Below are 13,306 nucleotides of genomic sequence, written 5' to 3' on the forward strand. Positions count from 1 at the left end.
AAGCAATCAATTATTTATGGACGATAGTCTGGCGGCGCGTTGCTGTCAGGCACGCCCCCATTATAATCGGGTGGCACGCTGCTTGGATCAGAAGCGGGGTGGTAATCAGGGGGAACCTCTGACTGCCCCGATCTTGGTTCATCGTAGCTATAAGCCACCGGCACTTTATTGCCCTTGGCGTACATACATTGGGTGTAGATAACGTCGTACTGATCTTGTAAATCGTCGCTGCTCATTCCCGCCGTATTACTGCCCATGGCGCTTCCCACCAGCAGGCCGCTGCCTGCGCCGATCAGCGCCCCCTGCCCGGCATGGCCCGATGCCGCGCCAATCAAAGCGCCCGCCGCTGCACCTACCACCGTTCCCGCTGCCGCCGTGCCAGCTGCACTGTTAGATGCCGCCTGCGCGCCGCCGCTCACGCTATTCTGCGCCGCGTTGCGACATAACATATCATCCTGCCTAAACTGCCCGTAGCTCTTGGTGCTGCCTGGTAAAACCTGAACTTCCGGCGCCGAAGGGGGCGCCACGCAGCCCGCCAGTGCCATCACCAGCGCCAGAGGGGCTAATTGATAGAGACGTTTCATGATTGATTCACTCAGGCTTAGCGCGGTGCAGAATCGCCAACCACCACTTTCATCCAGCCCTGCGCGCAGCGCTGAACGTGCGGATAGTAACCCGCTGGATTCTGGCAGTAGTAAGCGTAATTAGGGGTTTTCTCCACATAGGTTTGCGGAGGTGACGGTGTCACATAGACCACCGGAGGCGGCCCGTAATAGACCGGCGGCGGAGGCCCCCAAGGTGCACCAATGATCACCCGCGGGCCGTACCAGCCGTGATAATAACCATGACCATAATACCCATGGCCGTAATAGCCATAGGCGTAAGAAGTTTGTGCCACCGACATCATTGCACCTGCGGCCAGCAACAGCAGCAATAGCCTTTTCATAACCACCTCGACATCCGTTTAAACCGCCCATTTATCGCCGAAAAGTTCCCGGCCGATGAGCAAGAATATACGCGCTATCCGCCGCTTTTTTACACGGCAAATCAGGTGGAATGCGCTAAGGGATCGGCAGTAATTGTGTGGAAATATTGTGAAATTTACCGAGGAGGACAAACCTCCCCGGTAGAGGCGTTTTTAGCGGAATGGCGGTTCGTTGAAGGTACGTAATTTACGCGAATGTAGCTTGTCGCCTTCCTGTCGCAGCAGGCCAATGGCGTGGATACCAATCTGTAAATGCTCGGAAATCGCCCCTTCGTAGAAGTGGTTCGCCTGCCCCGGCAGCTTAATTTCGCCGTGCAGCGGCTTGTCGGAGACACAGAGCAAAGTGCCGTAAGGCACGCGGAAGCGATAGCCCTGCGCCGCAATGGTCGCACTCTCCATATCCACAGCCACGGCGCGACTCAGGTTGAAGCGCATGGCCGAAGCAGAATAGCGCAGCTCCCAGTTACGGTCGTCGGTAGTCACCACGGTGCCGGTACGCAGGCGCTGCTTAACTTCTTCCCCCGGCATATTGCTGATGGCCTTGGTGGCGTCATACAGCGCGCGCTGCACTTCGGCAATGCTTGGAATTGGGATATCCGGCGGCAGCACGGCGTCCAGCACGTGGTCGTCGCGCAGGTAGGCGTGGGCCAGCACGTAGTCGCCAATTTGCTGGCTTTCGCGCAGACCGCCGCAGTGGCCAATCATCAGCCAGGCGTGCGGGCGCAGCACAGCCAGATGGTCGCAAATGGTTTTGGCGTTAGACGGGCCGACGCCGATATTCACCAGCGTAATGCCTTTGCCGTCGTCGGCAATCAGGTGATAGGCCGGCATCTGGTGTTTTTTCCACGCCAAGTCAGAGACCGTCTGCTCCAGATTGACGGTTTCCGCCGTGACGTAGGCCCCGCCAGCGCAGGAGAGCGCCACGTAAGGAGTGGCCGGATCGACGATTTGCGCGCAGGCCCAGCTAACAAACTCATCCACGTAACGGGTGTAGTTGGTGAACAGCACGTAAGGCTGCACGTGCTCCGCCGGGGTGCCGGTGTAGTGTTTCAAGCGCGCCAGTGAGAAGTCGGTGCGCAGCGCGTCGAAGTGCGACAGCGGGAACTCGGTGGTGGAGGTGGATAAACCGTCGGTGATCTGGTCGCCGATTTGCGACAGCTCGGTGGTCGGGAAGTGTTGCGCCAGCGCCGCGCTCATAGTGCGATCGAGGTTCAGGTCAGAGCCGTCGATAACAAACGGGAAGGGGATCTCGAGCTGGGAAGGTTTCACCACAAAACTGGCGTTATATTCGCTTTCCAGCAGGCTCAGTTGGTCCGCCAGATAGCCACGGAACAGCTCCGGGCGGGTGATGGTGGTGGTGTATTTCCCGGCGCGCGGGAAGCGGCCATAGGCGCGAGACTTAAACTGATTCTGCGCAGCCCCGTCCCAGCTAACGCTCAGCTCAGGGTAGGTGAAAAGTCCTGCCAAACGCACGTCATTATCAGGCAGTGTACCATCGAGAATAAAGTCACCGATGGCTTTTCGCAGTGCTACTACAGCACCGTTGTACAGCGCCTCCAGCCGATCCAGCGCGTCGGTGGCGTTCAATTGGGTTGCGGAATAAGCATTATTCAAAATCGTTCCCTTATGCAGATGAGCAAGACTTAACACAAAGTATGGCATTGGTTAACAAAGGATTCTAATCCAAAGATTTTGCTAATTATAAGTAAACAATGAACTCTGGCTCGTCTTACTCATCTGGATTAGGGGCCTTATGAACCCCAATTTGGAAGATAGTTAGGGAATATCAACAGGGCTTGTGGGGCTCGCGGTCGGCGAACCGCGCAACGAGGGGGCACTTTATTACCCAAGCCCCGGTTGTCAGCCTCGACCAGATTGATACTATTGGTTAATCGAATACCAAGTGAATATGTATTGATTAAATGAATCGCTACCCGATGTTTAGCCCTCAGCAGTTGCTGAGTTTCGTGGCAGTTTGCGATAGCGGCAGTTTTACCCGTGCCGCCGAACGGGTGTTCCTTTCTCAATCCACCGTCAGCCAGCAGGTGCGCCGCCTTGAAGAGATGCTGGGCAAAGCCCTGCTGGAACGCACTTCTCATCAGGTTTTGCTCACCGAAGAGGGGGAGAGATTCCTCGGCTATGCTCGGCGAATCATCGCGCTGAACGGCGAGGCGCACGACGCGCTTTCCGACCAGTGGCGCGACGGCGTGGTGCGTCTTGGCGTGCCGGAGGACTTTGCGGCGGCCACCACCGGACTGCTGGCCGAGTTCAGCCGCACTCATCCCCATTTGCGTCTCGACGTCACCAGCGGCCTGAGCTATGAACTGCGTAAATCCTGGCAGCAGGACGAGTTGGATATCATTCTGGTGAAGCAGATTAAGGGCGACAAACCCAACGCGGCGCGCCCTGAGCCTATGCTGTGGCTGGACAGCGCGGCTTACCCAGCGTTTGAAAATAACCCGGTGCCGCTGGTGCTGTTTCCACTCAACGGGTTGTATCGCGAGGAACTGTGTCAGGCGTTGGATGCTATCGGCCGCCCCTGGCGCATCAGTTACAGTAGCGCCAGCCTTGCAGCTCTGGTCGCCGCCAGCGCGGCGGGGCTGGGCGTGACGCTGCTGCCCGCCAGCTGTCGCCTGCCGGAGCACCGCGTGTTGGGCGCGGAGAGTGGGTTGCCGCAAATTGATAATGTCGAGCTGGCACTGTTTTATCGCCCTGACGCCACCCCGGCGCAGCTGGCGCTGGCCGAGAAGCTGCGCCAGTTCTGCCAGCTGAGCTGACTATTGCGTTTGCCACTGACCACCAGTGGCAAATATCGCAGCCAGCGAAAGCGCCTTATTTTATGGTGAAACGGTAATGTCATTTTTGTTCTCTGGATTAAGGAAATCGACGTGCAGAACACTCAACAACAAAGCCGCAGAAATTTTCTCTCAAACACCGCGAAATTGACCGCCGGAGGCGCGCTGCTGGCGACCGGCATGGCTTCGGCTCAGGCAGCAACTCAAAACGCGATGGCTAAATGCGAAGAGAGTAACGCAGTCACCTCTCTGCCCGCCGCCCACTACCAGCTGCGCAATGTCCGACTGGAAGAGGGTTTCAAGCGCGAAGGGGAGATGATTATCGGCACCCGGACGGCCCTTTATCATCTTGAGATAAAAGACGGCAAAATTATGGCGATTCAACCCGCCAGCGGTGCGGCCGCCAGCACGCTAACTGCTTTTGACGCCCAAGGATTATTGCTCCTGCCCGCCACCCGCGACATGCATATTCACCTCGACAAGACCTTCTACGGCGGCCCGTGGGAAGCGCCAAGGCCGCGTAAAGGCAAGACCATTATGGACATGATTGCCCGCGAGCAGGTGCTGATCCCACAGCTTCTGCCGACCTCGGTTCAACGCGCGGAAGCCATTATTGGCCTGCTGCACTCGAAAGGCACCACGGTGGCGCGTAGCCACTGCAACATCGACCCGGTTAGCGGCTTGAAAAGCCTCGAACATCTGCAAATCGCGCTGGAAAAACATAAAAACGACTTCAGCTGTGAAATTGTCGCCTTCCCGCAGCACGGGCTGTTGCACTCGAAAGTGGACGGCCTGATGCGCGAAGCGATGCAAATGGGCGTGCAATACGTTGGCGGGCTGGACCCAACCAACGTTGACGGCGCGATGGAAAAGTCACTCGACGCCATGTTCCAGATTGCCCTTGATACCCACACCGGCGTAGATATCCACCTGCACGAGACTTCTCCGGCGGGCGTCGCGGCGGTGAAATATATGATTAAAACCGTCGAGCAGAACCCTCAGTTAAAAGGCAAAGTGACGCTCAGCCACGGCTTTGCTCTCTCAACGCTGAAAGATGCAGAGCTGGATGAAGTGATTGACGGGCTGGCTCGCCAGCAGTTTACCCTGGCTTCCACCGTGCCGATTGGCAAGCTGGCAATGCCGCTGCCGCAGTTGAGCGAGAAGGGCGTGTTTGTGATGACCGGAACGGACAGCGTGATTGACCACTGGTCGCCGTTTGGCACCGGCAGCATGCTGGAAAAAGCCAACCTTTATGCCCAGCTTTATGGCAATTCAGACGAGTTCGGCCTGACACGCTCGCTGGCTATCGCCACCGGCAACGTGCTGCCGCTGGACAACAACGGCACTCGCCAATGGCCGGCGGTGAACGACAATGCCGAGATGATTCTGGTTGACGCCAGCTGCTCCGCTGAAGCCGTGGCGCGGGTTTCCGACGTCAAAGCCACCTTCCATCAGGGCCGTCTGGTGTTCGGCAGCGTGCAAAAAGTCTAACTTCCCTCTGCGGGCCGTGCGATGCGGCTCGCAATTTTCTCTCGCTTCAACTTGATCTATACTCTTCTCTCACCGTTTTATGCTGACTGGACGACCAGAGACTCGGCTTCATTGAATAGGGACGACCCTGCGATTAAATAAGGTCAGAATATGGCTTGGGTATATCTGTTGTTAGCAGGTTTGTTTGAAGTGGTATGGTCGACGGCGATGAAAGAGTCGCACGGCTTTACCAAGCTGGTTCCGAGTATTGTCACCTTAGTCTTCATGCTGCTCAGCTTCGCGCTGCTGGCTATCTCCATGAAAACCCTCCCTTTAGGCACCTCCTACACCGTGTGGGTCGGCATCGGCGCTATCGGCGCATTCATCCTCGGCGTCACCATGTTTGGCGAGAGCCTCAACCCCATGCGCGTCATCGCCGTACTGCTGATTTTCTCCGGCGTGGTGCTATTGAAGCTGGCGACCAAGTAAACCGAGTTAATTCCATTATTTTGGGTGTTAAACCGCTTTTTGGCGGATAACACCCCATATTTTGGATTTACACCTGTGCATTCGGAAAAAACAGCCCAAACGTAGTGGTGCCTTGGTTGCTCTCCACCCAGCAGCGGCCTTGGTGCAGTTGCATGATTGAGGTGACAATCGACAGGCCCAGCCCGCTGGAGTTTGACGAGTTCTGCCGCGCGGAGTCCGCACGATAGAATCGGTCGAAAATCCTCTCCTGATGCAATTTAGAAATGGTGTCGCCCTGATTCACCACCTGAATGGTCATGCCTTCGGCCGAAGGGATGGCGTTGATTTCAATCAGACTGCCCGGCGCGGCGTGGCGCACCGCATTGGACAGCAGGTTAGCCAGCGCTCGGCGTAACAGCATGGCGTCGGCGAACAGCGTGCCTTCGCCACTGACTTGGATTTGAATGTCCCGGTCGGCGGCCAAGTCCTCGAAATAGTCACAAAGCCGACGCATCTCCTGCGTGGCGTCCAGCAGCGTACGCTCAATCTCAAGGTCGGGTTGCTCGGCCTGCGCCAAGAACAGCATATTGTCGATCATTCGCGACATACGCTGAAGCTCTTCAAAATTGGACCCCAGCAGCCGCCGGTAATACTCATTTTCGCGCGGCGCGCCGAGGCCCACCTCAGTCTGCCCCAGCAAAATGGTGATCGGCGTGCGCAAGTCGTGGGCCATGTCGGCGCTCACCTGCTTCAACTGCTTAAAGCCGCGCTCGAGCCTTTCCAGCATGGCGTTAATCTGGTCAATCAAGGTATCCAGCTCGGTCGGGGCATCATCTTTGGTCAGTCGCGATGACAGAGTGCGGGTGCCAATCCTGGCGGTTCTCTCCGCCAGCCTGCGCAGCGGCGAGACGCCGCGACGGGCAAAAATAAACGCCAGAACCACAGAGATGGCAGCCATCATCGAAGCAAACAGAATGATGTAATTACGGTACACATCCAGAATGTGGGTCCTGTCGGTCAATACCCGGCTGGAGATGATCTCCAGCGGCACTAAATCGTTGGAAGAGGGGCTGGTGGCGGCCATATAAATCATCGGCGTGCCGTCGGCTGTCTGGGAGTGATGCACCGCATTCAGCGACAGCCGCTGCTCGGCAGAAATAGGCGTGACCTGCGGGATCGGGCGTTTGAGCGGGTTGACCTCTAACAAGGTCGGGCCGCCGACATAGCGTATCACCAGCAGCGACTCGGTGTTACCCAGCATATTGGCGAACAGGTGCGGCTTCTCATGGATCAGCTGACGGGCGTCCAGATCCCTCAAAAGGGTGCCTATCTGGTCGACACGCGACACCAGCGCCGCGTCGTCCCTCAGCGTCAGCTGATAGCGCAACGCGTAATACAGCGCGCCGCCCATGACGGTAAAGGCCACAAAAGAGAAGGCCGCCAGCAGCCCCGCCAGGCGAAAAGTGAGGGAGATGCGTCTCATGGCTCAGCCTCACAGCGATAGCCAACGCCGTGTATGGTGTGTATTAACTGGGTGTCGAAAGGCTCGTCGATTTTCTGCCGTAATCTTCTGACCGCCACATCCACCACGTTGGTGTCGCTGTCAAAATTCATGTCCCACACGCGGGAAGCCAAAAAGGTGCGCGACAGAACCTGCCCCGGATGTTGCAGGAAGCAGACCAGCAGCTTGAACTCTTTATTGGTCAGGGTGATGCGTTTGCCTGCGCGCTCGCAGCGGAATTTTTCAATATCCACCACCAGATCCGCCAGCGTCAGCACGTCACCGGACTGCGGCTGGCCACGACGCAGAATGATGCGAATGCGCGCCAGCAGTTCGGCGTAGGAGAAGGGTTTCACCAGATATTCGTCGGCCCCCAACCCCAAGCCGCGCAGGCGATCTTCCAACGCACCGCGGGCGCTGAGAAACAGCACCGGGGTCTGGCTATGGATGCGCAGACGCTCCATCACCGTCCAGCCGTCCATCTCGGGCAGCATGACGTCGAGCAGGATCAGGTCGTAAGCATTCTCCCGCGCCATATGCAGGCCATCGATACCGTTTGCCGCCCAGTCGGCCGTGTAGCCCGCTTCGTTAAGGCCGTTGCGCAGATACTCGGCGGTTTTTTCTTCGTCTTCAACGATGAGAATTTTCAAGCAGCGTCAAACCTCGAATACAGGAGCAAAGGGCGCACGCGGCGCCCAGTTCTCATCATGATGATGGAGTAAAACTCAGTAACCCGGCACGTGCGCGGCTTTCATAATCAGGTTCGCCACGGCTTCCGGCTGGGAAATCAATGAGACATGGCTAGATTTTAGCTCGATCGTCTGCGCGTGCATACGTTTCGCCATGAAGCGTTCGAGATCGGGGTTGATGGTGCGGTCTTCGGTCGAGACAGCATAGTAAGTTGGTTTAAATTCCCAAGCCGCGACGCTGGTCTTCGCCATGGTGATGGCGCGGCCCATAGGCTGCTGCACGGCGTAGTAAGCCTTGGCTTCTTTCTCCGGCAGGTCACCGGCAAAATCATGCACAAAGGCCGATTCGCTCAGCGCACCAAAATCGCTGTTCCACTGGATACCGGCAGAGGCTGGCGCGGCTGGGAATTTCTTGGTCAACGCCGGGTAGTCTTCACCCGCAGCCGGAGCACGCGCGGCGATATACACCAGGCCTTTCACTTCTGGCTCGTTACCCGCCTGACTAATCACCATCCCGCCATAGGAATGAGCAACCAAGATCACCGGGCCGTTTTGCAGCGCCAGCGCGCGTTTCACCGCCGCAACGTCGTTATCCAAAGAGGTGGTTGGGTTCTGTACCGCAGTGACGTGCAAACCTTTGGCTTGCAGCAGCGGAATAACTTTGCCCCAGCTCGATGCGTCAGCGAACAGGCCGTGAACCAGCACAATGTTGGTCACTTCGGGTTGAGCAGCGGCAGGCTTGCTGGTGTCAGCCTGAGCTGTAGACAGAGACATGCCGGCCAGAACCAGTGAAGCGATAAGTGACAGGTTGCGTAATTTCATCATAAATCCTCTTGGTAGGGTGTGATTGCACTCTAGCAAGCAGGGGCCAACAAAAGGCTGACGAGAAAATGACAAAAGAATGACAAAAAGTTGAAACAAGCTGAGGTTAGGCCAGCTTGTTGTTACTTCATCAGCTCATTTCAGCTATGTTAAATCCTGTAAATCCACAGGTTACTCAGCAGGATAGCAATGAACTCAAAAGTGTTATTAGTGACGGGCTCAAGCCGTGGGATAGGGGCCGCCACGGCGATATTGGCGGCAAAACGGGGTTACGCCGTCTGTGTAAATTACGTCAATGACCAGCAGGCCGCTTTTAAGGTTCGCGATGAGATTTTAAGCCTTGGCGCTCAGTGCATCGCGGTACGCGGCGACGTCTCTAACGAGCAGCAGGTCAAAGAAGTCTTCGCCACCATCGACAGCCAGCTTGGGGCTATTACCCATTTGGTGAATAACGTCGGGATCTTGAAGCAAAAAATGCCGATGATTGAGATGGACGGAGAGCGTTTCCAGCAGGTGCTGCTGACTAACGTGATGAGCCACTTTTACTGTTCACGTGAAGCGATAAAGCGCATGGCGCGGTCCAGAGGCGGCGCTGGCGGGGCCATTGTTAATGTTTCATCTGGCGCATCGCGCAGCGGCTCGCCGTTTGAATATGTGGATTACGCCGCCTCCAAAGGCGCGGTGGACACCTTCACCGTCGGGCTGTCGAAAGAGGTGGCGGCTGAAGGCATTCGCGTCAACTGCGTGCGCCCCGGAGGCATTTATACCGATATCCACGCCGACGGCGGCGAGGCGGCACGGGTTGACCGCATCGCTAAGAACTTCCCGATGCAGCGCGGCGGCACGCCGGAAGAAGTCGCCAACGCCATTCTTTGGCTGCTGAGCGACGAGGCCTCCTTTGTGACCGGCAGTTTTACTGACCTGTGCGGCGGGGTGTAGGCTAAAAATCTTTTGAAACTCCGCCCCGGGTCTTGCCACTCAGTCGCCATGATCCGGGGTGATTATTCACGAGTTTAGCCTAGAGGAAATTCACAGATGAGTGCTATAAAGCCAGAGTGCAGACTGACCCAGCCGCAGCCTACTTTTATCGGCAAGCAGGGGCTCTCTTATCAGGTCGGGGTTTCCCATGAGCTGGTCGGCTCTGAGAATATCCATATGCAGCTGGCGACAATTCCGCCGCATTCACAGGCCAAAGCGCACCGGCACGAACACCATGAAACCGCGATTTATGCCCTCAGTGGCACTTCGTCGGTGCGTGACGGCGACGCGCTGGAGCACTTCTCAGAAGTCCCAGCAGGCAGCTTCTTCTACATCCCGAAAAACGTGCCTCATCTGCCATACAACAGTACCGACACGCCCGCCGTGGTGGTGATTTCCCGCACAGACGCCAACGAGCAGGAAAGCGTGATTATGATGCCCGAGTGGGATTTTGACGTGCTGACGGGGGATATGCTCGATTCAAACCACTTCGCCAGCATCAGCCCTTAAAGTGTCATAACTCTCCTGAGCCTGTTCCATTTCAGCGCCGTGCTCGAGCGCCCATTGGTACAGTGCAACAAAGGGTTCCTGCAGCGTCTTTGCCAAAGGAGTAAGGCTGTATTCCACACTCACCGGCGAAGTTGGAAGCACCTTGCGATTGACCAACCCATTGCGCTCGAGACGCTTTAGCGCGTCAGACAAGGCTTTGTGGGTGATGCCCTCTAATCGGCGGCGGAGCTCATTAAAACGCGTGGGTTGAGTACAAAGCACCGTGAGGATCAAAATCGACCATTTGTTGGTAATATTTTCAAGAATAGGACGGGTTTTTCCTGCGTCTCTTAGGCTAAAACTATCAATTTCTGTCATGGCGATATACTCCCCGACACCTAGTTTACGTTAAGTGCGTAATTGTTATTAAGTATAAAAATTATATCATCTGTTTTTCCATTAGAACAGGAACAAGCAGATGAACAGATTAGACAATAAAGTTGCCCTAATACTGGGTGGAGCATCAGGTATCGGTCATGCTATTAGTCAACGATTTGCCCGTGAAGGGGCGACAACTTGGTTCACCTCGCGGCGAGATGAAGAGTTAAAAGCGGCAATCCAAACCATAGTGGGCAACGTCAAGACGATACGTGCTGATGCCAGCCAGCTAAGCGAGCTGGACCGCATCATAGAGACCATTAAGTCGGGATCAGGCCAGATTGACGTGCTGGTGATCAATGCCGCAATGTCGGAGTACGCAATTCTCGATGACATAACCCCTGCGCATTTTGATCAAATTTTTTGCCTGAATGTTCGCTCACCGCTGTTTGCTGTTCAGGCCGCACTTCCACTGATGAAAGCGGGTGCAAGCGTGGTGCTAATCGGGTCAGTCGCGGATGTCATAGGCACGCGGGGATATGGCGTTTACAGCGCTAGCAAGGCGGCACTTCGCTCTTTTGCGCGCACCTGGACACGTGAACTCGCAACCCGAGGCATTCGAATCAATGTGGTCGCTCCCGGCCCGATTAATACGGAAATGATGCTGGCCGCGCCAGAAGAAGTACGCAATGAATTAACCCGCGCCATCCCGTTAGCAAGAATGGGCAAGCCCGAAGAAGTCGCCAATGCGGTACTCTTTTTAGCAAGTGATGAAAGCAGCTTTATCGCCGGAGCAGAGATCTGCGTGGACGGCGGGCTGACGCAAGTTTAGTGATAGTGTCTGCTTCTGCTCTTCCTAGAGGCTTTGTTGGCTAAGACTGAAAAGCAGTCCTTAGCCTTCATTGCTCGACTCCACTATCCCAGCATTCTAAAGTCGCCAAACCAAAGGTTGATTCATTTATTATTTCGATTATTCTAGAAATATAGTTTAAAAGGAGGCGTTATGGACCTAACCACAGCGGCCAGTGCGTTAAAAGAGCTTGGTCATCCTACACGACTGGCCGTTTACAAAGCGCTGGTCAAGGCCGGACACCGCGGGCTGCCGGTCGGCGAGTTGCAGGCGCAGCTGGATATCCCAGCTTCCACGCTGAGCCACCACCTCTCGGCGCTGTTAACCGTCGGGCTTATTCGCCAAGAGCGACAAGGCCGCACGCTTTTTTGCCTGCCACAGTATCAGCGACTTGAACAACTATTGGTGTTTCTGGTCGAGGAGTGCTGTTCGGGGGAAGGGGGATGTGACATTAATTTGCCAACACAGCCAGGAGGAAAATCCAATGGGCATGCTGATGAATAATTTGGATAAACAACTTTTTGACGCGCCGATCACCGCAGAGAAGCTGACGGCAGCCCAGCCAGCACACCCACCGCGCATACTGCTGCTGTATGGTTCAGTGCGTGAGCGCTCATTCAGCCGGTTTGCCACTGAAGAGGCAGCCCGACTGCTGAGCGCTATGGGCGCCGAGGTCAAAATTTTTAATCCGTCCGGCCTGCCTTTGCCAGACGATACCCCTGAAACCCACCCTAAAGTCGCCGAGCTGCGCGAGCTGGTAATGTGGTCCGAAGGCATGGTGTGGTGCTCGCCGGAACGTCACGGCGCGATGACTGGCGTGATGAAGGCGCAGATCGACTGGATCCCGCTATCAATGGGCGCGGTGCGCCCGTCGCAAGGAAAAACGCTGGCGGTCATGCAGGTCAGCGGCGGCTCTCAGTCGTTTAACGCGGTCAATCAGATGCGCATTCTGGGGCGCTGGATGCGGATGATCACCATCCCCAATCAATCATCGGTGGCCAAAGCCTGGGCAGAGTTCGATGAGGAAGGACGGATGAAGCCTTCAGCCTATTATGATCGTATTGTCGACGTTATGGAGGAGTTGGTGAAGTTCACCGTGCTGACGCGCGGGAACGCCGACTATCTCACCGATCGCTATAGCGAGAGAAAGGAAAGCGCCGAGCAGCTGTCGGCCAGAGTGAATCAGCGAAGCATATAGAAACCGCTGAAAATATTGGGTCGAGCAGCATGGTTTTCTCTATGCAATGATAGGGTTAATCCCCACACAATCCCGTGAGCAGGTAGCAAAGTGAATATTTCAGCGAACCATGAATGGCGTGAGAATAACTATCTGGTCAGCACAGATAATGAAAAGTTGGATGTGCAGGCGATCCATCAGTATTTGACGCGATCCACGTGGGCGCAGGGCATCAGTCTGGAGACCGTCACGGCGTCCATAGAGAACAGCCTTAACTTTGGCGTTTACCATGATGGCTCGCAAATAGGTTTTGCACGTCTGATAACCGACTATGCGACCTTCGCTTACCTCTGCGATGTCTACGTTCTTGAGGAATATCAGGGGGAGGGACTTGGGCGATGGCTGATGGAATGTGTTCATGCTCATCCGGTGTGTGAGAAACTGCGCCGGATCATGCTGTTCACCACTACCGCCCCATGGCTGTATGAAAAGTTAGGCTATGAACCCGTCAATAGAGAAAATTATGCATGGACCATTACCCGCCCTGATATCTACACCCGGAGTGAGAATCAGAAGTAACGGCCCGTCACAGAAAGCATGTCAGTAACCTCTGGCGGGCGGTGATCCGCCTGCACTGCTTCACCACTTTTACCATCCGCTCGCTTATTCCCCGTCTGTCCAAGTTCCAAATGGCGTATCCAGAT

General features: G+C 55.8%; 16 protein-coding genes. 9 read left to right on the forward strand and 7 right to left on the reverse strand.

From position 1 onward, the window contains the following. Positions 1–14: 14 nt before the first annotated feature. The 3 genes from ACT3RR_RS16175 to ACT3RR_RS16185 all read right to left on the reverse strand — a co-directional run bounded on the left by ACT3RR_RS16175 (position 15) and on the right by ACT3RR_RS16185 (position 2,599). The gene (locus ACT3RR_RS16175) at positions 15–584 is read right to left on the reverse strand and encodes a glycine zipper family protein (RefSeq protein WP_353504157.1); all 570 of its coding nucleotides are present in this window, start codon (positions 582–584) and stop codon (positions 15–17) included. 17 nt (positions 585–601) lie between these two features. Beyond that, the gene (locus ACT3RR_RS16180; RefSeq protein ID WP_353504156.1) at positions 602–946 is read right to left on the reverse strand and encodes a hypothetical protein; all 345 of its coding nucleotides are present in this window, start codon (positions 944–946) and stop codon (positions 602–604) included. Positions 947–1,138: 192 nt separating this feature from the next. Next, positions 1,139–2,599, reverse strand: coding sequence for an AMP nucleosidase (locus ACT3RR_RS16185; RefSeq protein WP_353504155.1), 1,461 nt, complete (start codon positions 2,597–2,599; stop codon positions 1,139–1,141). Between the two features lie 308 nt (positions 2,600–2,907). On the opposite strand from ACT3RR_RS16185, the gene ACT3RR_RS16190 reads away from it, so the two are divergent. From ACT3RR_RS16190 to ACT3RR_RS16200, 3 genes are all read left to right on the forward strand, one after another. Beyond that, on the forward strand, positions 2,908–3,762 hold the full coding sequence (locus ACT3RR_RS16190; protein ID WP_485903336.1) for a LysR substrate-binding domain-containing protein: 855 nt from the start codon (positions 2,908–2,910) through the stop codon (positions 3,760–3,762). A gap of 111 nt (positions 3,763–3,873) precedes the next feature. After that, positions 3,874–5,271 (forward strand): amidohydrolase family protein, encoded by a 1,398-nt coding sequence (locus ACT3RR_RS16195; RefSeq protein WP_496200703.1) that lies wholly within the window; start codon positions 3,874–3,876, stop codon positions 5,269–5,271. Positions 5,272–5,421: 150 nt separating this feature from the next. Further along, the gene (locus ACT3RR_RS16200) at positions 5,422–5,739 is read left to right on the forward strand and encodes a DMT family transporter (protein ID WP_034795720.1); all 318 of its coding nucleotides are present in this window, start codon (positions 5,422–5,424) and stop codon (positions 5,737–5,739) included. Between the two features lie 67 nt (positions 5,740–5,806). On the opposite strand, the gene ACT3RR_RS16205 is transcribed toward ACT3RR_RS16200, so the two are convergent. The 3 genes from ACT3RR_RS16205 to ACT3RR_RS16215 all read right to left on the reverse strand — a co-directional run bounded on the left by ACT3RR_RS16205 (position 5,807) and on the right by ACT3RR_RS16215 (position 8,733). Continuing rightward, positions 5,807–7,201, reverse strand: a complete 1,395-nt coding sequence (locus ACT3RR_RS16205) for a heavy metal sensor histidine kinase (protein WP_496200704.1) — start codon at positions 7,199–7,201, stop codon at positions 5,807–5,809. Beyond that, positions 7,198–7,869: a heavy metal response regulator transcription factor gene (locus tag ACT3RR_RS16210; protein WP_485903333.1), complete on the reverse strand. Its 672-nt coding sequence runs from the start codon at positions 7,867–7,869 to the stop codon at positions 7,198–7,200. The genes ACT3RR_RS16205 and ACT3RR_RS16210 overlap by 4 nt, the downstream gene beginning before the upstream one ends. 75 nt (positions 7,870–7,944) lie before the next feature. Next, on the reverse strand, positions 7,945–8,733 hold the full coding sequence (locus ACT3RR_RS16215) for an alpha/beta fold hydrolase (RefSeq protein WP_441655929.1): 789 nt from the start codon (positions 8,731–8,733) through the stop codon (positions 7,945–7,947). 186 nt (positions 8,734–8,919) lie between these two features. Between ACT3RR_RS16215 and ACT3RR_RS16220 the strand changes: the two genes are divergently transcribed. Together ACT3RR_RS16220 and ACT3RR_RS16225 are read left to right on the forward strand one after the other, a co-directional pair. Then, positions 8,920–9,669 (forward strand): SDR family oxidoreductase, encoded by a 750-nt coding sequence (locus ACT3RR_RS16220; RefSeq protein WP_496200705.1) that lies wholly within the window; start codon positions 8,920–8,922, stop codon positions 9,667–9,669. Positions 9,670–9,765: 96 nt separating this feature from the next. Beyond that, positions 9,766–10,218, forward strand: coding sequence for a cupin domain-containing protein (locus tag ACT3RR_RS16225; RefSeq protein WP_496200706.1), 453 nt, complete (start codon positions 9,766–9,768; stop codon positions 10,216–10,218). Here the strand turns inward: ACT3RR_RS16225 and ACT3RR_RS16230 are convergent. Further along, the gene (locus tag ACT3RR_RS16230) at positions 10,189–10,575 is read right to left on the reverse strand and encodes a winged helix-turn-helix transcriptional regulator (RefSeq protein WP_496200707.1); all 387 of its coding nucleotides are present in this window, start codon (positions 10,573–10,575) and stop codon (positions 10,189–10,191) included. The two genes, ACT3RR_RS16225 and ACT3RR_RS16230, sit on opposite strands and share 30 nt — an antisense overlap. A 100-nt stretch (positions 10,576–10,675) precedes the next feature. On the opposite strand from ACT3RR_RS16230, the gene ACT3RR_RS16235 reads away from it, so the two are divergent. The 4 genes from ACT3RR_RS16235 (at position 10,676) to ACT3RR_RS16250 (ending at position 13,181) form a co-directional block, all read left to right on the forward strand. Further along, positions 10,676–11,407 carry an SDR family NAD(P)-dependent oxidoreductase gene (locus ACT3RR_RS16235; RefSeq protein ID WP_496200708.1) on the forward strand — a complete coding sequence of 244 codons (732 nt, stop codon included), beginning with the start codon at positions 10,676–10,678 and terminating at the stop codon, positions 11,405–11,407. Positions 11,408–11,578: 171 nt separating this feature from the next. Further along, a complete protein-coding gene (locus ACT3RR_RS16240) occupies positions 11,579–11,929 on the forward strand; it encodes an ArsR/SmtB family transcription factor (RefSeq protein WP_496200709.1) in 351 nt (116 codons plus the stop codon). Continuing rightward, a complete protein-coding gene (arsH, locus tag ACT3RR_RS16245) occupies positions 11,910–12,623 on the forward strand; it encodes an arsenical resistance protein ArsH (RefSeq protein ID WP_496200710.1) in 714 nt (237 codons plus the stop codon). The genes ACT3RR_RS16240 and arsH overlap by 20 nt, the downstream gene beginning before the upstream one ends. A gap of 90 nt (positions 12,624–12,713) precedes the next feature. Further along, on the forward strand, positions 12,714–13,181 hold the full coding sequence (locus tag ACT3RR_RS16250) for a GNAT family N-acetyltransferase (protein WP_496200711.1): 468 nt from the start codon (positions 12,714–12,716) through the stop codon (positions 13,179–13,181). Positions 13,182–13,306: the final 125 nt, after the last annotated feature.

Source organism: Ewingella sp. AOP8-B2-18 (genome assembly GCF_052376015.1).
GTDB lineage: Bacteria > Pseudomonadota > Gammaproteobacteria > Enterobacterales > Enterobacteriaceae > Ewingella > Ewingella allii.